Annotated in this window: 19 protein-coding genes and 1 pseudogene; 10 read left to right on the top strand and 10 right to left on the bottom strand. The window is 48.7% G+C overall.

The window, feature by feature from the left end; all coding sequences use genetic code 11:
- Positions 1-15 precede the first annotated feature (15 nt).
- On the top strand, positions 16-861 hold the full coding sequence (locus tag C7B65_RS04190; protein WP_106253916.1) for a DUF928 domain-containing protein: 846 nt from the start codon (positions 16-18) through the stop codon (positions 859-861).
- Here C7B65_RS04190 and C7B65_RS04195 read toward each other — a convergent pair.
- Positions 830-4,645: a CHAT domain-containing protein gene (locus C7B65_RS04195; protein ID WP_106253917.1), complete on the bottom strand. Its 3,816-nt coding sequence runs from the start codon at positions 4,643-4,645 to the stop codon at positions 830-832. The two genes, C7B65_RS04190 and C7B65_RS04195, sit on opposite strands and share 32 nt — an antisense overlap.
- A gap of 440 nt (positions 4,646-5,085) precedes the next feature.
- Complete coding sequence (gene ctpB / locus C7B65_RS04200; protein WP_106253918.1) at positions 5,086-6,399, bottom strand: carboxyl-terminal processing protease CtpB; 1,314 nt, start codon at positions 6,397-6,399, stop codon at positions 5,086-5,088.
- A gap of 440 nt (positions 6,400-6,839) precedes the next feature.
- Here ctpB and C7B65_RS04205 point away from each other — a divergent pair, with 440 nt between their 5' ends.
- Together C7B65_RS04205 and C7B65_RS04210 are read left to right on the top strand one after the other, a co-directional pair.
- Entirely contained in the window at positions 6,840-7,664 is an 825-nt protein-coding gene (locus C7B65_RS04205) for a hypothetical protein (RefSeq protein ID WP_181314330.1), read from the top strand.
- 74 nt (positions 7,665-7,738) lie between these two features.
- Positions 7,739-8,044, top strand: a complete 306-nt coding sequence (locus tag C7B65_RS04210; protein ID WP_106253919.1) for a hypothetical protein — start codon at positions 7,739-7,741, stop codon at positions 8,042-8,044.
- Between the two features lie 7 nt (positions 8,045-8,051).
- Here C7B65_RS04210 and C7B65_RS04215 read toward each other — a convergent pair whose 3' ends face one another.
- The 5 genes from C7B65_RS04215 to C7B65_RS04230 form a co-directional block, all read right to left on the bottom strand.
- A complete protein-coding gene (locus C7B65_RS04215) occupies positions 8,052-8,912 on the bottom strand; it encodes a fructosamine kinase family protein (RefSeq protein WP_106253920.1) in 861 nt (286 codons plus the stop codon).
- 102 nt (positions 8,913-9,014) lie between these two features.
- Positions 9,015-9,167, bottom strand: coding sequence for a hypothetical protein (locus C7B65_RS27630; protein WP_181314331.1), 153 nt, complete (start codon positions 9,165-9,167; stop codon positions 9,015-9,017).
- Positions 9,168-9,265: 98 nt separating this feature from the next.
- Positions 9,266-9,400, bottom strand: a complete 135-nt coding sequence (locus C7B65_RS29175) for a ribbon-helix-helix protein, CopG family (protein WP_106253921.1) — start codon at positions 9,398-9,400, stop codon at positions 9,266-9,268.
- A 497-nt stretch (positions 9,401-9,897) separates the two neighbouring features.
- On the bottom strand, positions 9,898-10,296 hold the full coding sequence (locus C7B65_RS04225; protein WP_106253922.1) for a hypothetical protein: 399 nt from the start codon (positions 10,294-10,296) through the stop codon (positions 9,898-9,900).
- A 102-nt stretch (positions 10,297-10,398) separates the two neighbouring features.
- Positions 10,399-11,682, bottom strand: a complete 1,284-nt coding sequence (locus C7B65_RS04230) for a PKD domain-containing protein (protein WP_106253923.1) — start codon at positions 11,680-11,682, stop codon at positions 10,399-10,401.
- Positions 11,683-11,849: 167 nt separating this feature from the next.
- Here C7B65_RS04230 and C7B65_RS04235 point away from each other — a divergent pair.
- From C7B65_RS04235 to C7B65_RS04245, 3 genes and pseudogenes are all read left to right on the top strand, one after another.
- Positions 11,850-12,403, top strand: a pseudogene (locus C7B65_RS04235) (ISKra4 family transposase); the annotation flags it as partial.
- 467 nt (positions 12,404-12,870) lie between these two features.
- Complete coding sequence (locus tag C7B65_RS04240) at positions 12,871-15,024, top strand: caspase family protein (RefSeq protein WP_106253924.1); 2,154 nt, start codon at positions 12,871-12,873, stop codon at positions 15,022-15,024.
- A gap of 1 nt (position 15,025) precedes the next feature.
- On the top strand, positions 15,026-15,751 hold the full coding sequence (locus C7B65_RS04245) for a class I SAM-dependent methyltransferase (protein ID WP_244913158.1): 726 nt from the start codon (positions 15,026-15,028) through the stop codon (positions 15,749-15,751).
- Between the two features lie 65 nt (positions 15,752-15,816).
- Here C7B65_RS04245 and C7B65_RS04250 read toward each other — a convergent pair whose 3' ends face one another.
- The 3 genes from C7B65_RS04250 to lepA all read right to left on the bottom strand — a co-directional run bounded on the left by C7B65_RS04250 (position 15,817) and on the right by lepA (position 20,532).
- Entirely contained in the window at positions 15,817-17,220 is a 1,404-nt protein-coding gene (locus C7B65_RS04250) for a UDP-glucose dehydrogenase family protein (RefSeq protein ID WP_106253926.1), read from the bottom strand.
- Between the two features lie 110 nt (positions 17,221-17,330).
- Positions 17,331-18,296, bottom strand: a complete 966-nt coding sequence (locus C7B65_RS04255; protein WP_106253927.1) for a UDP-glucuronic acid decarboxylase family protein — start codon at positions 18,294-18,296, stop codon at positions 17,331-17,333.
- A gap of 424 nt (positions 18,297-18,720) precedes the next feature.
- Entirely contained in the window at positions 18,721-20,532 is a 1,812-nt protein-coding gene (gene lepA / locus C7B65_RS04260) for a translation elongation factor 4 (protein ID WP_106253928.1), read from the bottom strand.
- A gap of 300 nt (positions 20,533-20,832) precedes the next feature.
- Between lepA and C7B65_RS04265 the strand changes: the two genes are divergently transcribed.
- From C7B65_RS04265 to C7B65_RS04280, 4 genes are all read left to right on the top strand, one after another.
- Positions 20,833-21,063: a type II toxin-antitoxin system CcdA family antitoxin gene (locus tag C7B65_RS04265; protein ID WP_106253929.1), complete on the top strand. Its 231-nt coding sequence runs from the start codon at positions 20,833-20,835 to the stop codon at positions 21,061-21,063.
- 219 nt (positions 21,064-21,282) lie between these two features.
- Entirely contained in the window at positions 21,283-23,070 is a 1,788-nt protein-coding gene (locus C7B65_RS04270; RefSeq protein ID WP_244913159.1) for a GAF domain-containing sensor histidine kinase, read from the top strand.
- Positions 23,071-23,135: 65 nt separating this feature from the next.
- Positions 23,136-23,789 (top strand): DUF3386 domain-containing protein, encoded by a 654-nt coding sequence (locus tag C7B65_RS04275; RefSeq protein WP_106253931.1) that lies wholly within the window; start codon positions 23,136-23,138, stop codon positions 23,787-23,789.
- A 101-nt stretch (positions 23,790-23,890) separates the two neighbouring features.
- On the top strand, positions 23,891-24,133 hold the full coding sequence (locus C7B65_RS04280; RefSeq protein ID WP_106253932.1) for a NifU family protein: 243 nt from the start codon (positions 23,891-23,893) through the stop codon (positions 24,131-24,133).
- Positions 24,134-24,158: the final 25 nt, after the last annotated feature.

The raw sequence follows: 24,158 nt of genomic DNA on the forward strand, positions 1-24,158 counted from the left end.
GTCTAAATTTTCACTATGCCTCGACCTCAACGCCGCCTCCAGCCTTTCGTTCTTGCCTTTGTAGTGGCGGTAGCCTGCGTGGGGTTGCCATTGGGTACAGAGGCACAGCCTGCCAGAGAAAGCTGGGTGGCGCAAAGTTTGATTGATCGACTGCGATGGATTTTCTTTCCGCCTAAAACATCTAATCGGGGTGCGCCTTCTGGTCGTCGCAAAGGTGGAGCAACCCACGGGATTTGTCCCACTCCGCTTTCAGCCATTCCGCTGACTGCCTTAGTTCCTGCTAGCCCGACTCCACCTGACCAACCAATGGGAGCGACGCTCTCAGACCATCCCACCTTCTGGTTTTATGTGCCTTACTCGGCTCGACTGCAACGCCCGATCGAGTTTGTGCTGATCGACGAACAGGAAAACGATGTTTACACGCGCACGTTTCTCACAACCGACATTGCTAAACCTGGAGTTATCAGTTTATCTTTGCCGAAGACCGTACCAGCGCTGCAAGTGGGGCAATCTTACCGTTGGGTTTTGTCGGTGATTTGTGATCGTGGTAACAGATCGGGCGATATCACCATCAACGGCTGGATTCAGCGTGTACAGCCCGATGCCACATTAACGACTCAACTAAAGCAAGCGACAACGCCAGAGCAACGGCTTTCTCTCTACGCCGATCACGGATTGTGGTACGACACCCTGACTACCCTGGCGGAACTGCGTCGTCAACGCCCGACTGATTTAGCGGTGACTGCTAATTGGGATACGCTGCTGCAATCTGTAGAATTGGAAACGATCGCCCCGGAGCCGCTTTCTCCCTGCTGCAAACTAGCTCCCGTTAGGGACTCTGCCAATCGCCCTGCAAAATGAAGCCTGCCCAGTAATAGGGCGCTTGCCATTGCGGGTCTTGCGAGAGGCTGCGTTGAGCATCCCGCAGGGCAGCGGCAGGGGTCAGCTTTTGAGTGAAGATGCCGTTGTAGAAGCGTTTCATCAATTCATTGGTGGCGACATCATCCACACTCCACAGACTAGCAACGACTTGTTCGGCTCCAGCATAAAGAAAACTGCCGGTGAGTCCGATCAACCCTTCCCCTTTGACTTCTGTTTTGGTTCCCGTTCCTAGCCCTGTGCGACAGCCGCTCAACACCACTAAATCTGCTGACAGCTTGAGATTAAAGACATCGGATGGCGAGAGTAGACTGCGTTGCGGTTCGCCACGATCGTTGAACACCGATAGGATCATGCCCGATCGTTCGGGTCGCTGGCTGTCTAAGATGCCGTGGGTGGCAAAGTGCAGAATGCGATATTGGCTCAGTTCTGGATTAAGAACGGTTTGGCGATCGGCTGCAAACCCAAATCTCTCTAACCGCTGGTTGGGCGGTACAAAAGCAAACACTTCTTCAACCTGGGTACGAGTTCCCGGTAAGCGAGGATAGATCTGCTCTAGATCCAGAGATTGAAGGGTTTCTTTGAGCTTGGCAGAGAAACGATCGTCGCTGCGGTCAAACACTGGGTCTGCCAGAACTGCTAGGGTTTTCTTGGGGACAGGACGATTGGCGCGATCGCGACGAATTAAAGTCAGTGTCGAAGCAGACGGCAAACTAACAATTTCGTGATTAGTCAGCAAAGGATCTAATGCCCCAGTAGAACTGGGTAAAGCGCTGAAGGGGATGTACTGGAGCAATCCATCTCCGACGATCACCAGGCGCTTTTTGCCCAATTTTTCGGCAATGGGAGCGAGCACCAATCGGCTGAGTGCCAGTCCTGCATTAGCCGTTTTGGAGGGTTTTAGGCGTAAGCTGGGAACGGTCAGATAGTCATAAAAGTCTTTGGCAACAGCCTCAATCACGCTGCGTTTGGGCAATTCATAACTAGAAATCTCGGTTTTGGTCACTGCCCACAAATAGCTGCGCTCTTCGCCCAAAGAGTATTCCAGCAGCATTGTGTCATTGTCTAAGATTTGCTGCTGAATCTCCTTTAACTGGGGAGGTTGGGTGAGTTGCTGATAGCGGGGATCGGCGGTGCGATCGCTCCTGCCCAACATTGCCGACAAGCTCCGAGCGTGAGATCGTTCACTAGCTTGCAGGGCAAGGGCTTCATATTGTTTGTTTCCCGTCTGCCGATATCGCTGCATCAGCAAATTTATATAAAACTCGTAGTAATTGCGCTTCGAGGCGAAATAAGAAGTTAGCGCTTTATAGAATTTGAACTCGCTGGGTTTTGGAACGCTGGGAGTAGCAGATCGATCGATCCAGGTATTGGACTGTCCCGATCTAGAAACGCTAAATTTCAGATTTAGATTTGAGCCACCTGGCTTCAGGGGGTAGTCTTCGAGAAGCGTAAGGGCAGCTTCAATTTCAGTCTGTGCTTGCGCCAAATTGCCTTCTGCCCGGTTTACTCCAGCAAGCCCTAACCATGCTTCAGTAACTTGAGAAGCATTCTTGATCTGCTGTGCCAGGGTTAAGGCTTGGTTGTACATTTTCCTGGCTTGCGAAAACTGCCTCAACTGGAGATAGCTCTTACCCTTAAGATTGAGGGTTTCAGCCTTCTCAAACTTGCTCTCCAACGAATTGTTTAATGTTTGCAGCAGCTTCAGGCTTTGATTATAGGTATCGAGCGCAGATCGATAGTTTCCTAAGTTCGACTGTGCTTTGCCGATCGATTTGTAAGTACTCGCCAAGGTCAGAGTTTTGGATGAATCATCCTTTGAGCTTTGTCCAATTTGTAAGGCTTGCTCATAAATTTTGAGGGCTTCTTGAGGTTGTCCTAAGTCAATATAACTATCGCCAAATATATTAATAATAGATGCTGAGATTGGTTGTCCAGATGTGCCTTTTAGAAGCGAGGTAAATTGATTGAAGAAGTCTCTTCGCTGCTTGGAAAAGCCCGTTTGCTGATCGCTATCAAGCCTGACAGCAGATTCGGGCAAGGCAGAAAACAAAGAGATAAAGATAGTACTAAATTGCTCAGAATCCTTCAAAAATTTTGGTATCAAAGAGGCAATTCTTTTTTGGGAAAGATCGATATAAGTGTCTGCCTGATAACGGTCGTCTAAATCTGCATATACACCTGAAACTGAAGTAAGATTAAAGACTTCCAGCATTTCCAGGACTAGCTTTTCGCTTTCCTTTTTTGCCTGAATCTGAGTATTCTGGAGAAGCTTTCGGGATTCGTTAAAAGCGTACAAAGCTTGTGGGTAGTCTCCTAATAATTGATAAAGATCACCTATTCTAAAAAGTGCAACAGCTTTACCAATAGATCTGGCACCTATTGCATTTGACTCATTTTCATTTTTTTCAAACAGTCGATTAGGACTGAAATAGAGTTCTATAAATTTACCTTTTGTGGAAGAGATTCCGGCTGCAAATGTAGCTGTTATATCAATATCTTGATCGGAAGATTTTTCGGCAACTTGCCAAATGGAAATTGATTGATTATAAAAATCAAACGCCTGTTGAAATTCTTCTAAATTGTAGTAAACATTAGCGATATTAGTTAATGTCGTGGCTTCTAGAACGGGTAGGGTTAAACGTTTAGAGAGGACAAGCGATCGATTAAAAAAATCAAGCGTTTGTGAATACTCTTCCAAGTCATAATAAACTTTAGCAATTCGGTTAACTGTAAAGGCTTCTGTCAGCAAATCTTGGCGCGCTTGAGCAAGTTTCAACGCCGTTTGGTAGTGAGTCAGTGCCCGTCGTCGTGCCTCGTCAGTATTTTCTGCTTCCACGCGACTACCTAAATTAATCGCTTGCTCCACATCATCATTGTTGGTGACGTTTACCACGACGATCACCTTACGTGGGTCTTGCCCAGGTGCGAGTGAGAGTTTAACATCGTCAAAGCCCACGTTAGAAATGCGCGGGAGGTCTTTTCCAAAGCGCGATCGATCAAACACATCTCCTGGCTTCGAGCGGACTTGTTGAAGAATCACAGAAGCAGGTGTCTTCCCCCGAATCGGATTGCCTTTGGCATCGCGATCATTGCCGTCTTTATCCACATAGCGCACCTGGATCGCTTCAATCACACCTTCAGCCACAGTCAGGGTTACGGTTCCATCTTGAGCCACTTGGGGAGTGTCAACCACTTGCGCTAAGACATAACCGTTGTCGGTATACCATTTGTTAACTTTCTGAATGCCTGCCTGAAGCTCACGAAGATTCGTGATTTTGCCGTATTGCGGCTGAAAGACAGTCTCCACGATCGTCTTGGGTAATAGCGTTGCCCCTTTGAGAGAAACCGATCGCAAAACGGGATTAAGCTTCACTTCAAACGTGACGCGCACACCCAACGGAGTATCTTCTGGCGTTGCTTTGACATTCGAGAAAAAGCCCGTTGCAAACACCGCATTAATGTCTTGTTGCAGTTGCGATCTGGTGGAAATCCCACCTGGTTTTGTTTTAATGGCTTTGTAAACTTCGTCTCGCAATTTGCCATCCGCTCCACTCACCGCCACTTCCGCAATTAGCACTCTGGGTTCTGGCGAGGGAGAGGGCGCAGGTTTTGCAGAGGGGACTGGGCTAGGAGAAAGTTGTGGCGTTTGTGCAGTGACAGCCCCGTGCCCCAGAAGCTCGATCGCTAACACCAACCCCGCAATCAAGGCAGGATGCGATCTCATAATTTTGCTAAACGGATTCCACCAAATTCTTTCGCGCATTTTGCTGTACCACGGATTGAATTTCTCTCTTTAGAACAGAAGGATCCACAGAAGTCTAGATGACTTCAATAGAAAAACTTAGGGTTTGTACTAACTATACTGTTAGTCCTAAACTGTCTATGACAATCAAAAAGTCACCAACCTCCGGCTTTGCCCTAAACTATTACCCATACATTTTCCTACACAAAGAGCTATAGTGACTGCACCTTTAGAATACTGATAGTCTCATAGACTATTCTCAATAGCCAAGAATCGATGAGCACAAGGAGTTACTCAAAATTCCTTGCTATAAAGGCTTTTAGCCTTGTGGGTAATAGCTAGGGGATCTCGCCCACGATCGCTCTCAAACAACACGCCATTCATGCCTAGCATCAGCAATGCTCCAAAAAATAGGGGACGTTACCTTTAGAAACGCCCCCACTTATCAAAATCGAGTCAATCTATTTTACGGAATTCACCAAACTCTGCTGTGAAGGCTTGGTTGGATTGAACGCCGTTTGCTCAAGAACCGCGAGCGCTCGTGCATATTGAGGATCTTGCTTGGTGCCAATCAATTTTGGATTGGTTGCCAAAAACTGACGTTGAGCATCAGTCAAATCGATCTTGATGTCTGGCGTAACGCCTTTGTGACTAATATCAGTCCCGTTAGGTGTGTAGTAGTGAGCGATCGTCACCGCTAACCCCGAACCGTCTGACAGCGAGTGAACCGACTGCACCAATGCTTTGCCAAAGGTCTGGCTACCAATGACGGTGGCGCGTTTGTTGTCTTTTAGCGCTCCGGTCAGAATTTCGCTAGAGCTGGCTGAGTTGCCATCAACAATCACCGCTAGAGGCAGCTTGGTCAGAGCATTGCCGTTAGAAACAAACTCTTCTTTGCCGCCCTTGCGATCGACCGTGCGAACGATCGCGCCTTTGTCCATCCACATCCGGCTGATCTCAATGCTAGATTGCAGCAAACCACCCGGATTGCCTCGCAGATCTAACACATAAGCATTGACCTTTTGAGCCGATAAGTCTTGAATTGCGCGCTGCATCTGTTCGGCAGCGTGGCTGCTAAACTCATTGAGTCGAATGTAGCCAATTCGGTTCTTGCCTTCTTGCCTGACGCTAGAGCGGACAGCCTGTAGCTCAATCCTGGCTCTCGTCAGCGGTAGATTAAATTCGCTGGTGCCGTCTCGTCCAATTCTCAGTGACACCTTTGAGCCAACTTCGCCCCGAATCTGGTTTGAGGCATCTTCAACACTCATGCCTTTGGTTGGTTTGCCGTTAATCGCGGTGATGCGATCGCCCGCCTTAACGCCCGCTTTGATCGCCGGAGAGTTTTCTAACGGCTCAACCACGGTCAAAACTTTAGTTTTTTCATTGAGTTCTAATCGAATGCCGACCCCCGAAAGCTCTCCAGAAGTTTGGCTGCTGAGAGCCTCATACTGTTTGGGATCCATGAAGCGAGTGTAGGGGTCATCTAGCTTCTTGAGGGCATCGCGCAGAGCATCGTAGGCTTGTGTGCGTGAGGTGTAGTTTTTGGCTAGTAAGCCTTGACGAACTGCCCGCCAATCCGTCTTATTGAAGGTGCCGTCTACATATTCGCGGTTAACGATTTGCCACGCTTCGTCAACAACAGTTTTGGGGCTATCTTGCAACGCTGCTTTCACAGAGCGATCAGAGCCAAATAGAGTCAAGGTAGCCGTAGCAGCCACTACGCCACTGCAAAGGGCAACTTGGAGAAGCGGGAAGCGCCTGGTAGGTCGATTCATCGAGTTGTTTTAGGAGTGAAGTGGATAGCGGTCGCAGCAAGGCTGCATCGTGGGCAGGCTTTGGGGAGGTAAATTTACGGCTCACAAAGCAATTGCCAATATCGTAACGTTTTCAATAGACTGCAATGAAGCGCGTCGATCGCGAAGTAACCTCCGAAACCAATCACGGAGCTAATTTAGCTTTAGATTACACATGCTTCCACTGAGAGCCACAATGAATCTATGACAGTTTGTGAAGTGTCTCTCTGAGAAGGCGAGGGTGATGCACTGACAGGTGTTTGAATTTTGAATGCAAGCTCCATGCCAATCTAACTGAATCTATATGGAATATTCTAGAGTTGAATGACGAGTTTTATTAAGTTTTTTGACATCTAATTCATCTCCTTTTTGAGGAGTGAAATATTAGCTCAAAGAGAGTTTAATCGGGGAGTTTGTCAGTAATGGAGATCAGTAGCAATCAATACCGTTGGCGATCGTTGCTCTTGCATTTGGCGATCGCGGGTGCTGCGATCGCAGGCGTAATCACGATGCAGCGCATCCAACTCAACAAAAGTTCGCTCTGGAGCGAGAACCCTCAGCAAGCCGAACAGCAAGAAACCTTACGATTGGATCTGTTGCAGAAATCGCCCACATTTGGCTTCGACAATCTGATTGCCGACTGGGCTTTTCTCAACTTTTTGCAATATTACGGTGACGACGAAGCTCGCAAACAGACGGGCTATTCATTAAGTCCCCAATATTTTGATTTAATTACTCGGCGCGACCCTCGATTTGTCGATAGCTATTTATTTTTGTCAGGAACATTGTCTTATCAGTTGGGTGAGCCAAAGCGATCGCTGAAGTATCTGAAGCGGGGCACGGATGCACTTTCGCCTCAAAATCATCCGAGAGCCTTTACGGTGTGGCGCTATGCTGCTCTCGATCAACTGCTGCTGCTAGGCGACACTCCTAGTGCAATTCATTCTTTAGAAATGGCATCAAAGTGGGCAAATGACGTGCCCGAATATGGCGAAGCTGCTGCTATTTTTCAAGAGACTGCTAACTTTTTAAAGACTGATCCCGATAGTCGGCTGGTGCGATTTCAGGCGTGGAGTTCGGTTTATCAACAGGCAGAGGCGATGAGCGATCGCAAGACTCAAGCCCGCGCTAAACAAGAGATATTAGCGTTGGGAGGCGTGGAGAAAGTAGACGCGCAAGGAAGACATTTCTTTGCCTTCTCACAACCTACAAAACCACAGCCAAATCCGCCGGGTGCAGCAAAATAAAAGTCCCTTAGTGGGTAATAGACTTCACGAATCACAGCGCTTCAATAGAAATAGAAAAGACTTCTATAACTTCTATGAAGAGCCAAGACACCTGTAGATTTGGAGTTCAGATTGCGTTTAGCTCGATCGTCCTCATGTTTTGTATATTCAAACTCACCGTTACACCAGAAAATCAAGGCAGCAATGCTATTTACTGGAGCGGCATCACGAGCATTCTGGCTTGGTGGATGCCCTCACCCGGCGGCAGAAGGGAGGGAACTCCGTCTGTTGAGATGGATCACGTCAACATTGAAAAAGCTGACACCAAGATTGCCGGAAGGACTCAAGATGTTTCGCTAAATATGGATCACGAGTCTCTACGATCGCTGAACAAAAACTAAAATTCTTTCAATTTAAAAGCTGCTGAATCATCCGGTTTGACTGCGATTCATAGCTGCCGCCAAACAAGTTGAAGTGATTGAGAATGTGATAGAGATTATAAAGAGTTTTGCGTGATTGATAGCCAGCTTCCAACGGGAAAATCTGGTTATAACCTCGGTAGAACTCAGCCGGAAATCCCCCAAACAATTCTGTCATTGCCAGGTCAACTTCACGATCGCCCCAATACATCGCAGGGTCAAAAATAACAGGCTCATCTGATTGAGTAACGGCTGCATTGCCTGACCACAAATCACCGTGAACGAGAGCAGGCTGAGGCGTATGTTCTAAAAATTTAGGAATTGCAGCGAGTAAGCGATCGCCTTGGGGGAAATGTCCCCCTTTTTGTCTGGCTAACTGAAGCTGATAACCGATTCGATATTGGGTAAAAAAGTCACTCCAGTTTGATGTCCACGAATTGATTTGAGGAGTCGCCCCGATCGTGTTATTTCGCTCCCAGCCGAAAGCAGTCACTTTTTTTACCCGGTGAAGTCTCGCAAGTTGTCGTCCCATTTCTTCCCAGGCTTGACTGGTTCCTCGCCCCAAATCTAACCACTCCAAAACGATGTAAGCGGAGTCATCCACAGTTCCCCAGCAAATCGGAGTAGGAACCAAGATTGTCTCAGCCTCGCGCATTTGCTCAAGTCCTAGCGCTTCGGCTTCAAACATGGCGACTTGGCTGGCTTGATTGAGTTTGACAAAATAAGTCTGTGCGCCATTGGTGAGACGATAGCCTTGATTGATGCAGCCGCCACTGACAGAACGACGATCGAGACTCTCAAACCGTCGCCCCGTTGACTGACTGATGTGTTCGGCAATGTGTGTCCACATAGAAGAAACTTGGCGTTGCAGAATGCGCGGATGAGGTGGCCGTAGGGGCAATCCCCCATGCCTACCCCTCAGGGCAGGGTAGTTTCATTGTCGCGAGAGACTTTATCCCTCACCCCCAGCCCCTCTCCCACCAGGGCGAGAGCAAGAGCCTAATTTTCTGCCTTCTCCCTCGATCGGCTCTTGCCCTGAGAGTGCCTTGCCATAAACTTGCTCAAAGTTATCGCAAGCTTCGGCGTAGAAGATTTGCTTCGGCATGATTAACTCCCGAATTCTTACAGAAAAGGGAGGGCTGGGGAACCCTTAAAGCCCACTGGCTTTAGTCGTGAGATGTAGAAGGGGTTCCCGCGTGGCGCTCACGCCACAGAGTCAAGAGTCCTAATGAACTCTCGAATAATGTCTGTTTTGCTTCGCTTCGTTTTTTTAGCATATCGCTCCAGTGTCTTCATTTCTTGCTCGGAAATCCTAACGTGCAGTTGTTTTTCAGTCATTCCGTGTACCAATGCGGTACACTAATTATAAGTTCTTCACCACACTTGGGTTTGGCGGGTTCCATTCAGAAGTTGAATGGGTAAAGGCTCAAACGCACCGCAAGAATGTAGACTTGGCAGTTTAATTGGAAAACTTGAATCGCTAGGGGTAAAAGCCGGGGTTCGCATTGTCTGTCAGTCCTCAAGAAAGAAAACCAATTCTGGTTGTTTGGAGTCATCCAACTAGGCAGGGCGTTGTCTAGAGCGAGAGAATGTGTCAGACGGGGTTCGCCTCGCATCGTTTGCCAGTATCGCTGAATCCCACTCTCTTTAGAGGTGGGAGTGCGTCAAGTCTATTGTATGCGAACGCTTAACTAAAGGGATTGGGGAAGCGATCGCCCACGCTCCTCCCAAACAAAATGTGGTCGCCCTTTTCCTCCCTAAATAATTTGAGAAGAGCGATATGTGCGTTGTACGGGCTATGCCGACCCAGGTTTAGTTCAGAGGGGCGATCACTTCTACTCTAGTTGTCCTCGATCGCGGCGAATTAAATATTCAAGAAGCTGCTCTGTCCGCCCATCACTAGCTGTGAGGCGCTCAATGGACACATCGATTCGCCCAATGGACGCATCGATGCGCTCAATGGCTGCATCGATGCGCTCAATGGCTGCATCTGTGTGTTGTTGAAACACTTGCAAACCAGCCTCGGTTCGCAGTTGAGACCTCTGCAATGCTGCTGTGCCATCCCGTAGGGCTGCAATTCCTTCGCTGTTGCGGCGACTAACTTCGATCAAGACAGCAATGTCTTCTGAGTTTTTGCCGATCGCCTGAAGGATCAGGTTGGCAGTGAGTTGGAGGTCAACAATCTGACTTTCGGTACGATCAACTCTTTGAGACAAGTCATTGGATTGAGTCATGGCGTTAGTTCTGCAACTGCTTACAGTTTAAGCGTTGGCGGAGCCTCTGCAAAGTACGCGACCCTCTCCTCCCAATTACTGCCTTTAAAGTATCGTCATTTGTCAACCAGGACCGCCGCCAGTACCGATAATAATTGCTCTGGTGAACTCATCCTCACCTGTATCGTCATCGCTCAAGATCAATCTCACTTTAAAGGCACCACCCTTCGCGTAAATGTGGCTGCCCTGAACGGTTCCGTATCCCCTGCTCTGTAGGATGCTCACCTCCTGAGTAGGTGTTCCGTCTCCCCAGTCTACAAAGGCGCGATGCGTATCTAGGGTGCCAATATCGGTAAAGGTAGCGTTGATGTTGACGGGTTTGTTGATTTGGGCGCGATCGGCAAAGTTTGCGTTGCTCGTAAAGCTCGTAATCACTGGAGCGACGTTATTGCCTCGAATGGCAGTGCTGGCTTGAGCGGAACCAGTGTCATCATCAGTCAGCGTGACAGTAATTGGGAGAATATCAAAGGGGGTTCCAGTCGGGTTATCGTCCTGATATTGGTGCGTGATCTGGAATGTACGCGACAATTGATTCTGGTTGATGGGTAGACTTGAAGTCGTGTCGTCGCCCCAATTGACGATAGCGGTGTGGGTGTCTTGCAATCCTGGATCGGTGAATGTTCCCGTCAGTGTTACTGTATCGTTCTCATTGATGTTTGTAGAATCAAGCGCCAAGCGAGTAATAGTGGGAGCTACATTGGCAACGGCGATCGCTGACTGAATAGTTCCCGAATCACCATCTTGGTCGGTAACAGTCACTGTAATCGTGTAGTTATCGCTAGGAGTTCCTGTAGGGTTATCGTCCAAATACCGATGCCGATAGTTAAATGTCCGCTGCCCTAGCACTAGGTTAATGGAGGTTGGCGTTGAACCATTACCCCAATCGATCAGGACTTCGTGCGTGTCGCGGGTATCAATGTTGATGAAGTCTCCATCGAGAAATAAAGTGTCGCCCTCCTGAATTGAGGAACTACTCAACGTTAGTGGATTAACGGTAATAGGAATATTGTCGGCTTCAACATTTTCAAATTCACTAAAGTTGATTTGTGCGCCTCCCGCATAGTTGACGATACCAGAACCTGCATTAGTACCTGGTATATAAGTTCCAATCAAGCCATTGCTCTGCAAAGTCAGCAAATCCGACTCGGTGGCACTAGCGTCTGTAGTAGAGTCTATTCCTGTACCACCTCGAAGTCGAAAGTTTGCCGCAGTTCCGGCCGCAGTTCTAGCTCTAGCATCCACAACGACTTCATCACTGTTGATGCTGGAATCGACAAGAATTTCCCTTTCTGTATCCGTATTTAAATTAATTGAGTATGCCGTTTGATCAATACGATTACTCCGCATTTGGTTGTTGAAGGCATCAACATTGACATTTACATTGCCTCCACCTGCATTACTTAAGCTAATGCGGTCAAATGCCCCTGTCCCAGTTACATAAGCAAGATCGGGTCTACCATTACGGTTACGATCTCGGAGTCCAATGTCAGCATCATTAAGCTAAACGATAGTAAGACTGGCACTACCAAACTCCCCAGTGACCCCGATCTCAACGGTCAGTATTGGCATGGATGGCACCTGCTTGCTGTTGTGTGAAGGTGGGTATCGACAAGCGATGGTCGGCACGATTAGTTTGTACGACTCAGGTGGTGAACGACAACACACTACTTGTGTCGCCGCCAGTCCCGAATCCGGACGGGCGACTTTTCTAGCTCGAATGCAGCGTGAAGTGGAACAAGTCAAGCGACTGTATCCGACGGCTCAGTATCAAGGATTAGCCGATGGCGCAGCGGAGAATTGGACGTTTTTAGAGCCTTTGACCCAAACTCAAGTGTTAGATTTCTACCATGCGACCCAGTATCTCGATAAAGTTGCTAAAGCCGTTCATCCTCGCAGTGTGGAAGCTCAGAAACTCTGGATGAAAGAACAGTGTCATCGGCTCAAGCATGAAGTTGGGGCAGCCGTTCGTCTGTTGAGTGAAATGGAAGCCATGTCATTGCCGAAGCGGTTATCTGCCACTATTCGGGATGGACGGCAAGATGCTATCACCTACTTCCGTAATCATCATGTTAGTAGTCATCCAGTGACTTCCGTTGGATGGTCGCCTCTAGCCTTGGTAGGTTCTCCCGCTTTTTTACTCTCTAAGCTTTTCTGCAATCGGTTTCGGTTCATGGCGAGGAGAGAACGATATGTTAGTAGTCATGAATGCTGTCACTCTATGCATGGTCGTCTCCTCTACCCTTCTATTGATCGTCTCTCCATAAAATCATTGGAGCCGATCTTCTAGAGGTTGTCTGCGGCGGCTCAACTTGGTTGTTGGACCCCTCACTTCTTTGAGAATGTAGGCTAATAAATTGTTAACCTTTCCAATCCTTAACGGCAAGAACGATCGGAAGAACTAACTCTCCTCTCCCTATTGCAAAGCAGTAGAGGAAAATCTAATACCAGCCAGGGATTTAGGCTTTCTTTTAGAAACGCGCACTTTCCCCTTTCTTGCTAGGCTAATAGCTAAGGGCTAGGGGCAGATGGCAAGAGATGAAGCGGCGATCGTTTTTGCAGCAGACGGGCTTATTACTAGCAGCATGGGGCACAAGTCAAGTAGGACTCGCTCTCGCGGTCGATCGCTCTCGTCAAGTCTTAGCTCAGTCAACTCACCGAAAGCTGGCGTTACTGATTGGCATCAATCAATATCGCAGTGCAGCGCTTCAAGGTTGTCTCACCGATGTTGATCTACAACGAGAGTTATTGATTCATCGATTTGGGTTTCAGCCGTCTGATATTTTAACCCTGACGGATCAGCAGGCAACGCGATCGCAGATCGAAACCGCTTTTATTGAACATTTAGTCAATCCATCTAAAGCGGGTGATGTGATCGTGTTTCATTTCAGTGGGCACGGCAGTTTGCTCAATTTAGGCGGAGCAGGAGAAGATGCCCAAACGAGTTTAGTGACGATCGACGATCCAGCTTCTGATGCAGACTCGATCGTCAACAGACTTCCCGAAGAGACGCTGCTATTACTGCTAAAGTCGTTGCCTACTGATCAGGTGACGACGATTCTCGACGCGGGCTATGCCGATATCGGAGCCACGCTTCAAGGAAATTTGCGGATACGATCGCAGCCGATGCCCTCTGCAAATCACTTACAGGATGCAGAGATCGTGTTTCAAGCGCAGCGCCTTGAAGCGTTAAAACTCAATAGAACTCAACTGAGAGGGCAACGACAGGCAAAGCAAATTCCGGGTGTGATTTTAGGGGCGGCTAATTCAAACCAATTTGCAGGCGAGGCGCGCTGGAATGGTTTTAACGCAGGTTTATTGACTTACGCGCTAACTCAACAGCTTTGGCAATCAACCCCTGCGACCACGCTACGAGTGGTTCTCAGTCGAGCCGCCGCAGAAATTGGGCAACGCGCCCATCAACAGCAGCCCAGCTTAGAAGGGCAAAAAAGTCACGATCGCCCGTTAACGCCTTATCACTTGCCCGTGTCACAAGTTTCAGCAGACGGAGTGGTGATTCGAGTCGCAGAAAATGGCAAAGCGGGGCAGATCTGGTTAGCAGGGCTTTCTCCTCAAGTGTTAGAACAATCTGGTGTAGACTCGCTGATGATGAAGGTGGAGACCTCCTCTCAGCTACAGATCTTCGCCCGTGATGGCTTAATCGCAAAGGCTCGTCTGCTGTCGAGTTTGCCTGATGAAACGCTCACCGTTGGGCAATGGGTGCAAGAAGCGGTGCGAATCATTCCGCGCAATCTTGGGCTGAGTGTGGCGCTAGACAGCACCTTAGAGCGAATTGAGCGAGTCGATGCCGTCAGTGCTTTTTCTGCAATTCCTCATTTATCGGCGGCACCTGCCGGAGAGCAACCTGCTGATTATCTGTTTGGCAAGGTGTCGGCTAATACTCAAGTCGCCGCGTTGCCATCAGCCCCGATCGTGGGATTAGCCACGTCTTCTGGCTATGGCTTGTTTTCTCAAGGTAGAGAGATGATTTCTAGCACCGCAGGCGAGGCAGGAGAAGCCGTGAAAGTTGCTGTCAAGCGTTTGGCTCCGCAACTGCAAACTTTACTCACAGCCAAGCTATTGAGACTGACTGTCAATGAACGATCGTCGCGTCTAGCCGTTCGCGCAACGCTCAAAACAACGGCTCCTCAATCACAAATTCTCATCGAGAAAAGAACCGATCGAGCGCCGGGTCAATCTGACCAAACCCTCACCGTCCCGCTGGATGGAAAGATGCCTACTGTTGCGATCGGAACTCGCATTCAATATCGCATTCAAAATGACAGCCAGCAGCCAATTTATGGGGTGCTGATTGGGTTAGACAGTAGCGGCAGTGCATTTGCTTTTCATACCGTAGACGCAACTCTACAGACAGAAGAAACCTTGACGGTGCCTGCTGTCGCGCCGACGTTTGAGTGGGTGGTGCAAAGTCCGATCGGGCTAACCGAAACTCACTTAATTTGCAGTCGCGCTCCGCTCAGGCAAACCCAGACGCTCTTAGCAGAAACCTTTAAACAGAACTCAGAACCGGGGACGATTCGCCCCCTACCTAATTCCTTAGAGGTGGCTCAAGCGGTGCTGCAAGACTTGCATCAAGCAAGCCAATCTAGCGTACTAGGAGCAACTGGAGACACCTACGCGCTTAGTGTGAATGCGTGGGCAACGTTTCGATTTAGTTATCAGGTGGTGTGAAGTGGTGTTGAAAAAGATTCTTTTGAGGGCGATGATCCTGGTTTTGCTGGGGCTGGGATTCTTTCCCGCTGCCCTCGCAGATGGATTGGTTTACGAAACCCGATCGTTCCACAACCCAGATGGCATCGGCAAGGTTTACATGGGACGAGAAATCGCTCAGGTCATGGGATATGAAGGGGCAGGATGGCTAGAGCGAGATCGGCGAGATGGCGAGGAGCAACCGCAAAAAGTGATTGCAGGACTCGATCTCAAATCAACCGATATCGTGGCTGACATCGGCGCTGGAACGGGCTACTTCAGCTTTCGGATTGCGCCTCGTGTGTCTAAGGGCAAAGTGCTGGCAGTCGATGTGCAACCCGAAATGATTGAGATTTTAAAGACGCTGAAAACCAAAAAGCACCTCTCGAATGTGCAGCCTGTTTTAGGCAGTGTCACCGATGTGAATCTAGCGGCTGAAAGTGTTGACGTAGCGCTGATGGTCGATGCCTATCATGAATTTGAGTATCCCAAAGAGGTGATGACCTCGATCGTCAAAGCCTTAAAACCTAGCGGCAGAGTCGTCTTGGTCGAATATCGGGGTGAAAATCCTTTAGTTCTGATTAAGGGACTTCACAAAATGACCCAAAAGCAAGTGCAAAAAGAAATGCAATCCGTCGGACTGACCTATCTCGAAACGAGAAATAGTCTACCGCAACAGCATTTAATGATTTTTGAGAAGCAAAGTTAACACAAAAAAGCCTGTGAAAGCTCGATCGGGCATCTCCACAGGCTTCTTTGCGTCACCACTCAGTCTTAGCGACCAATCCCCACGTAGCGGAACCCAGCCTCTTCGATCAGGGCTTGATTCAAGAAGTTCCGACCGTCAATCAAAATGGGAGCATGCATTAGCTGTGCCATCTTGATGTAATCGAGAGTCTGGAACTGCTGCCACTCGGTCACTAACACTAGAGCATCACAATGATCAGCGAGTCGTTCGGCATCGGTTTCGACAATCACATCTGACAAACCGTGACGCATCCCAGTCTGCGAAATGATCGGGTCATAGGCTTTCACCTTGGCACCCAAGCGAGTCAAATTCTCAATTAAAGATAGAGCAGGCGCATCTCGCAGATCATCCGTATCAGGCTTAAAGGTCAATCCCAACAGACCCACCGTTTTGCCCTTCAAGATTTTGAGAACCTGCTGAAGCTTTTCAACCACAATCAGCTTTTGACGCTGGTTAACACTCACCGCCGCTTTGAGAAGTTGCGCTTCAAACCCATAGTCGTCAGCCGTGTGAATCAGTGCCGACACATCTTTCGGGAAGCAAGACCCGCCCCAGCCCAGACCCGCTTGCAGAAACTTGCTGCCGATGCGAGAGTCTAACCCAATGCCCTTTGCCACTTGAGTCACATCTGCACCCACGCGATCGCAAATATTTGCCACTTCATTAATAAAGCTGATCTTAGTCGCGAGAAATGCATTAGCGGCATACTTAATCATCTCCGCCGAACTCAGGTCTGTTGCCACCACTGACACGGGAGGCTGAGTTTTATCTTCAGCAAATTGCCGCTCAATGATTGGGGCATAGAGTTCTTGCATCAGCGCGGTTGCACGAGCGCTATTGCCGCCTAAGACAATGCGATCGGGGTTAAACGTGTCATGAACTGCCGAACCCTCTCGCAAAAATTCTGGGTTGCTAATGACATCAAAATCGTGCTCTTCTCTCACTGACCGAGGCAGCGCGGGAATGCTCATACCCGCTAGCACGGGTTCAGCCGCGACTCCTTCACGCTCTGCAACGCCATCAAGAACAAGCATTCTCACCCAGTCACCTGATCCGATCGGCACCGTCGATTTGTTGACAATTACTTTATAGCCGCCATTCAAGTGAGAGCCGATGCCACGAGCAACCGCTTCCACATAGCGGGTGTCGCTTTCTCCGGTCGGCAAGGCAGGCGTTCCCACGGCGATGAAGAGAACTTGTCCATGCTTGACCCCGGCTGCCAAGTCAGTGGTGAACTCCAATCGTTGAGATTGAATCGCCCCCTGCATAATCTCCGAAAGCCCCGGTTCAAAAATCGGAGACTGTCCAGACTGCATTAGCTTCACCTTGGCTTCATTATTGTCCACACAGATCACCTGGTGTCCAATATGAGCTAGACAAGCCCCAGTCACTAAACCCACGTATCCCGTACCAATCACACAAACGCGCATAGCAGCTCCTCGAATATAAAAGACAAGAAAACAACGAACACAATCTTTGACAAACTCTGCATCTTAGCGTTCCCTCAGCGACGGGCGAGGCAACTGAGAGAACCCAAGATTTAGTGGATAGCGACAGACTCAGGCTGGGTCGGAACTTGAGAACCGATGCGACCCTGAAAATCTGCGATCGTGCGCTCTAAGCCTTCATTTAGCGGGATGGTGGGTTGCCAATCGAGATGAGTCTTAGCGCGGGTGATATCGGGCTTACGACGACGGGGATCGTCTTGAGGAAGCGGCTCAAATTTAACATTTGCTGAAGGATTGACCATCGTTTGAATGGTTTGAGCGAGTTGCAGAATAGTATATTCATCAGGGTTGCCCAGGTTTACGGGGCCGATGAAGTCGCCATTCATCAAGCGCATCAATCCCTCTACGAGATCAGAGACATAGCAGAAGCTGCGGGTTTGCGACCCGTCACCATAGACCGTCAATGGCTTGTTGCGAAGCGCTTGGACAACGAGGTTGCTGACCACGCGACCGTCGTTTTCTAACATCCGAGGCCCGTAGGTGTTAAAGATTCTGGCAACTCGAATGTCTACATCATTTTGACGGTGATAGTCGAATGCCAAAGTTTCTGCAACTCGCTTGCCTTCGTCATAGCAGCTACGAATTCCGATCGGGTTCACGCTCCCCCGATATTCTTCTGACTGCGGATGCACTTCTGGGTCGCCATAGACTTCTGAGGTCGAAGCCAGCAAAAATCGAGCGTTGACTCGTTTTGCCAAGCCCAACATATTCAGCGTTCCAATCACATTGGTTTTAATCGTTTTGACTGGGTTGAACTGATAGTGAACCGGAGATGCAGGACAAGCTAGATGATAAATTTGATCGACTTCTAACCGAATCGGCTCTGTAACATCGTGGCGGATTAACTCAAAATAGGGGTGATCGAGCCATTGCAGAAGGTTCCGCTTGTGCCCGGTATAAAAGTTGTCTAAGCAAACTACCTCATGCCCTTCAGACATGAGTCGATCGATGAGATGGGAACCAATAAAGCCAGCACCACCAGTGACAAGAATTCGCATAGTTTCAGTAAGCTATTGAAGTGCAAACGGGCAAAACAGGTCGAGATCACCCTTTATTAAGGCTGAGGTAGATGATTGTTCTATTCCATGCCAAAAGTGTACCCAGAAGCGATCGTGCCAATACACAAAACTTAGGCTGGGCATGACAACTTAGATCCGCCTACAACCCGACGGAGGAAGGATTGACATATTTCAGTAGAACCTTAACAAAAAGCTCGTTTGAAACGTAACCCCAACCAGAGGACTTCATTGAATCTTAAAGCTGGAACTCTGCGGGATGTGGAACCTGTTGCGTTGGTTTCACAAAAAACTTTGTTCCTTGTGATGCCTGGCTGATGCTTGATAACGCTTCGCAAGTTAAATCATATTGGCAACTAGGATCAGTGGGCACGGCAGCGCCATGCCCCTACGTGACAATCTTTGGTTATTCTTGGGTGATTCGCAACACCGCCATGAATGCTTCTTGAGGAACGTCTACGGTTCCGATCGCTTTCATACGTTTTTTCCCTTTTGCCTGCTTTTGTAGCAGCTTCTTCTTCCGAGAAATGTCGCCGCCATAACATTTGGCGAGAACATCTTTGCGGATAGCAGGAATGTGTTCGCTGGCAATGACTTTGCTGCCGATCGTAGCTTGAATCGGAATCTTAAACTGGTGACGAGGAATCAATTCTTTGAGCTTCTCGGTTAACGCCCGCCCCACGGCATAGGCTTTGTCTCGATGCACGATCGTCGCTAGCGGATCGACGGGATCGCCGTTGATCATAATGTCTAGCTTCACCAAAAAGTTTTCTCGATAGCCAATAAGCTGATATTCCATGCTGGCATAACCACGCGATCGCGACTTCATTTGATCAAAAAAGTCGGTCACTACTTCTGCTAGGGGCACTTCATAAATCAGTGTGGTGCGTCCCGGAGTCATATACTTCATATCTTTGAAGATGCCTCGCCGAGTTTGACACAACTCCATCAGCACCCCGACATAGGTTTCTGGCGTAATAATGTCTAACTGGACATAGGGTTCTTCGATTTTTTCGCGATGCTGCGGGTCAGGTAACTTGCTGGGGTTGTCAATATAAATTACCTCGCCTTTGAGCGTCGTCACCTGATAAACCACTGAGGGAGCCGTGATAATTAAGTTCAGGTTATATTCTCGCTCTAGCCGCTCTTGCACAATCTCCATGTGCAATAAGCCCAAAAAGCCGCATCGGAAGCCAAAGCCCATCGCGCTTGAGGTTTCTGGCTCATAGTTAAGAGCGGCATCGTTGAGTTTGAGTCTTTCTAGCGCCTCGCGCAGTTCGGGAAACTGATCGGCATCGATCGGAAACATTCCGCAAAAGACCATTGGCTTGGCTTCTACATAGCCAGGAAGCGCTTCAGAAGCAGGTTTGTTAGCCAGAGTGATCGTGTCACCGACCCTAGCATCTTCGACGGCTTTAATCGAAGCCGCTAAATAGCCCACTTCACCTGCATGAAGGTCATTGACCTTGACCTGAGTCGGAGATAGAACGCCCAACTCATCAATGACGAATTCTTTGCCAGATGCCATTAAGCGCACTTTGTCGCCCTGTTTTAATCGACCGTCCATCAAGCGAAAGTAAACAATCACGCCTCGGTAAGCGTCATAGTAGCTGTCAAAAATCAATGCCCGTAAAGGCTGATCAACAGTGTCGGCAGGCGGCGGCACGAGGCGCACGATCTCCTCCAAAATTTCTGGAACGCCACGCCCTTCTTTTGCCGATGCCAAAATTGCCCCACTGCAATCGAGTCCCACGATTTCTTCGATCTCTTGTTTGACGCGATCGGGTTCTGCTCCCGGCAGGTCAATCTTGTTGAGCACCGGAATAATCTCCAGATTGTTCTCTAGCGCTAGATATACGTTTGCCAGAGTTTGAGCTTCAACCCCTTGGGAGGCATCGACGACGAGGAGCGCTCCTTCACAGGCTGCCAGCGATCGTGACACCTCATACGAGAAGTCTACGTGCCCCGGCGTGTCGATCAGATTCAGCACATAGTTTTGCCCATCTTTGGCGGTGTAGTCCATTCGCGCAGCTTGCAGTTTAATGGTGATGCCGCGCTCACGCTCTAGATCCATATTGTCGAGGAACTGTTCTTTCATTTCCCGCGCATCGACGGTGCCCGTTGCTTGTAAAAGACGGTCTGCCAGCGTTGATTTGCCGTGATCGATGTGGGCAATGATCGAAAAGTTGCGGATGCGGCTGACGGGAACGTCTGTCATAGACTCCAGGGTAAAAGGGTGAAATGAAGAATAATTACAGTGGACAAGGTGGTTTTAGACCATCCCAGAGACTGCACTTTAGATAAGGAATGTTTAGATAGTTTAATACTTTCTCAGTTTATTGCATGATTCGCGATCGTGGGCGACCCGTCATTCACACTGGTTTGGCACACTGGTTTGGACTCGCGAATACCCACCTTGACGACGTAAAGTTTTGCTCAAATTTCCAGAAATTCGATCAGTCGGTTAAACTAGCACTTAGGTTTGGGCTACACAAGACGGGATCTACGGTTTTTACTGATGAACGACCCAGCAATGCACTCTCACCCATCCATTGACAAAGTAGAGCTATCGATTCACATCGACTCAGAGCTACTTGAGCAGCTCAAGCATTTGACCAACGACCCCAGCAAAGTGGTCGAAGTGGCCATTCGGCAGTGGTTACGCAGCGAGACTCATCGAGACGAAGAGACTTCCCGGAGTTTTCAACGAAATCCCCCGGTGCCACCTAGAGGCGAGTGGAATGACTAGCTGAGGGGTCACTTTCGATGCTGATCACAATGTGCGAAACTGAGGGAAGCAGGGTAGCGTCAGTTGAATCATCAAGTTTGTATCAGACAGTTTTAGGTGACTTTCCGGATTCGTGAGTCGGCACTGAGAATGTATCCACTGCATTTCCTCATCGTCGTTAATTCTAAACTTTCTGGCTTTGATGTTTTGCCTTCAGCTTTCAGTTAGATGGTTTTCTCTGTGACTTTTTCAAGCCTGCGATCGGACAACTCCCACTTAAACCCTGAGATTTCGACTGATCTAGAGCGCGTTGCCGAGTTGGTGATGACTCAAGATGCAGCAGGGAATGTGCTGTCTTTTTATTGGCAAGACGCAGGTCACACGCGACAGCCTGGTCAATCAGCAGGGAATCTAGAAGAATTCGCACCTGTCGCGATCGCGCCTTATTTAGAGCGCATCAAGCGAGTACTAGACCACCAAACTCCCGAACAGTTTCGCTGTCTGTGTCACTGTCGCCAAGAGACGGGACTATTTGAGTTGCTAATCAGTCCGATTTTGCTGCCTGGAGGGAACGCTTCAATGGTCATCGTGACCGGAAAACGGTTAGCTCATAATCTGGATGAGCCGATCCCAGATGATTTAATCTCGCCGATCGCGTTGCCGTTGCGCTCCGATCGTTACCAAAAACTTTTGACGCAAATTGCCTGGAATATTCGTCGCACTCTGGATCTATCAACCATTTGGCAGCAGACCGTTGACGCGCTTGGCAAAGCTTTAGACGTGAGTCGATGCGTTATTTGTCCGTTTGAGGCGCTGAGTTCTGAGATTGAAGTCGTCGCAGAATATCGTCAAGAATCACTAGAATCGCTTCTGGGAATGAAGTTTTCTCTAGCCGATGATCTGTCCTTACGTGAGGTCTTGGCGACGCTAAAACCCGTGAGTGCGGTGGCTCCTTCTGTTGAGGGTGTTGAAACCATCTGTGCGACTACGAATGATTTAGCCGATAGATCTCCTTTGCCTCAAGCTCGGCTGATGGTCGCGACTTGTTATCAAGAGCAGCCGAACGGCGTAATTGTGCTCTATCAGTGCGATCGGACTCGATCGTGGACTCCAGCCGAAATCGAGTTTATGCAAGAGTTAGCCGATCAGGTTGGCACCGCGATCGCTCATGCCTCTCTATTTGCGGAGAGTCAAAATCTAGCGATCGAGCTTCAGCGGGTTAACAGCAATCTGCTGCAAAAACATCGTGAACTTGAAGAAGCTCGTCACCAGGCAGAAGAAGCGTCTCGCCTCAAAAGTGAATTTCTAGCCAACACTTCTCATGAGTTGCGGACTCCGCTCAACGGCATGATTGGCTTTCTCAAGCTGATTCTTGACGGCATGGCAGACGACCCAGAAGAACAGCGAGAGTTTACTGAAGAAGCTCACAACTCAGCTTTGCATCTAGGAGCCATTCTTGAAGATGTGTTAGACATCGCCAAGATTGAAGCCGGAAAAATGCAGATCGAAAGCAGTCGAGTCAGTCTAGATGAAATATTATTAGATATCGAAAAATTTGCCAGCACCCAACTACCCCAAAAAAATCTGAGCTTCGAAATTCAGAAGCCGCCAACTTACGACGAAATCGTGCTCTATGCCAACTACCAGCGGCTCAAGCAAGTCATGTTGAACTTAGTCAATAATGCTATTAAGTTCACCCATGAAGGCGGAATCACGATTACGGTAGAAGTAGTTAAAAAGCGGGTCGTGGTTCAAGGTAAAGATCTGCCTGGCATGGTAAAAGTTCGGGTTGCCGATACCGGAATTGGGGTTTCGTTAGAGAAGCAAGATAAATTATTTCAATCTTTTAGCCAAGTAGATGGCTCTCTGACCCGTCAATATGGGGGCACTGGGCTAGGGTTAGCCATCTCTCAAAAACTGGTAGACGCGATGGGCGGTGATGTCCGCTTCTATAGCATGGGTGAAGGGTTGGGTTCGACTGTCACTTTTACGGTGCCGCTCTATCAAGAACCTGTGATGATTAGCTAAGAGTTGATTCCTCCTCAATCATCCCCAAAGTCTCTAAACTAGAGAAGGAGATTAAGGAGCGTTTCATGACAGAACCAATGGAAGCTCGCGAACTATTTCGTGCTGCTTATGAAAACCGCTATACCTGGGATAAAAACTTCCCTGGCTATACGATGGATGTCACCTACAAAAAAGGCGACGACGTTTACACAGCCAAAGCTCGCATCGACGCGAGTATGAAGGCTGAAGTTTCTGACATTGACGATGAAGAAGCCAAAAAAGAGATTCACGGTCAACTGTGGGAGACTTCGATTCACCGAGTTCGCCGCACCTTTGAAGAAACCCACAGCAAGAATGTCTTTACGTTAGGGGAAACCGACGAGACGGGAGCCGTTGAGATTTTGGTTAAAGGAACTGCGATGGGCGATCGCTACAAAGTTCACAACAATGAAGTGAGTCTCGTTCACCGTCACATTCGCGATATTGTGGTCACAATTCACACCTTTAGCAGTCAAAATACGGGCGAAGGTTATCTTTCTCAGCGTTATGACTCGGTTTATAGCGATCCCCAAACGGGCGAAGTCAAAGGCGGCAAAAGCGACTTTGAAGATCATTACGAAAAAGTGGGCAACTACTACATCTTGACCCAGCGAATTATTCGCACTGAGCAAGACGGTCAGACCCAGACCAGTGAGTTTGGTTTCTCAAACGTGAAACTATTAGAACCAGCGCTGGTGTAGCAGATGTTGGATTTTGAATGGGTGACTCAATCGAAATTCAAAATCCAAAAGCGGCTACGATCGAGATCAACAGGCAAGAATTACAGTCCAAAAGGTGAACTATGTCTCAAACGCTGACACTGACTACAGAAAACGTTGAAACCGTGCTAGATGAACTGCGTCCTTATCTGATGGCAGATGGGGGCAACGTCGAGCTAGTCGAGTTAGACGGCCCGATCGTCAAGCTCAGACTTCAAGGAGCTTGCGGTTCTTGCCCCAGTTCGGCAATGACTTTAAGAATGGGGATCGAGCGTCGTCTGCGCGAATTCATTCCCGAAATTGAAGAAGTCGAACAAGTTATGTAACGGATTTGAGTTTTGAGGGGTGAGT

It is taken from the genome of Phormidesmis priestleyi ULC007 (genome assembly GCF_003003695.1).
Taxonomy (GTDB): Bacteria; Cyanobacteriota; Cyanobacteriia; order Leptolyngbyales; family Leptolyngbyaceae; genus Phormidesmis_A; species Phormidesmis_A priestleyi_A.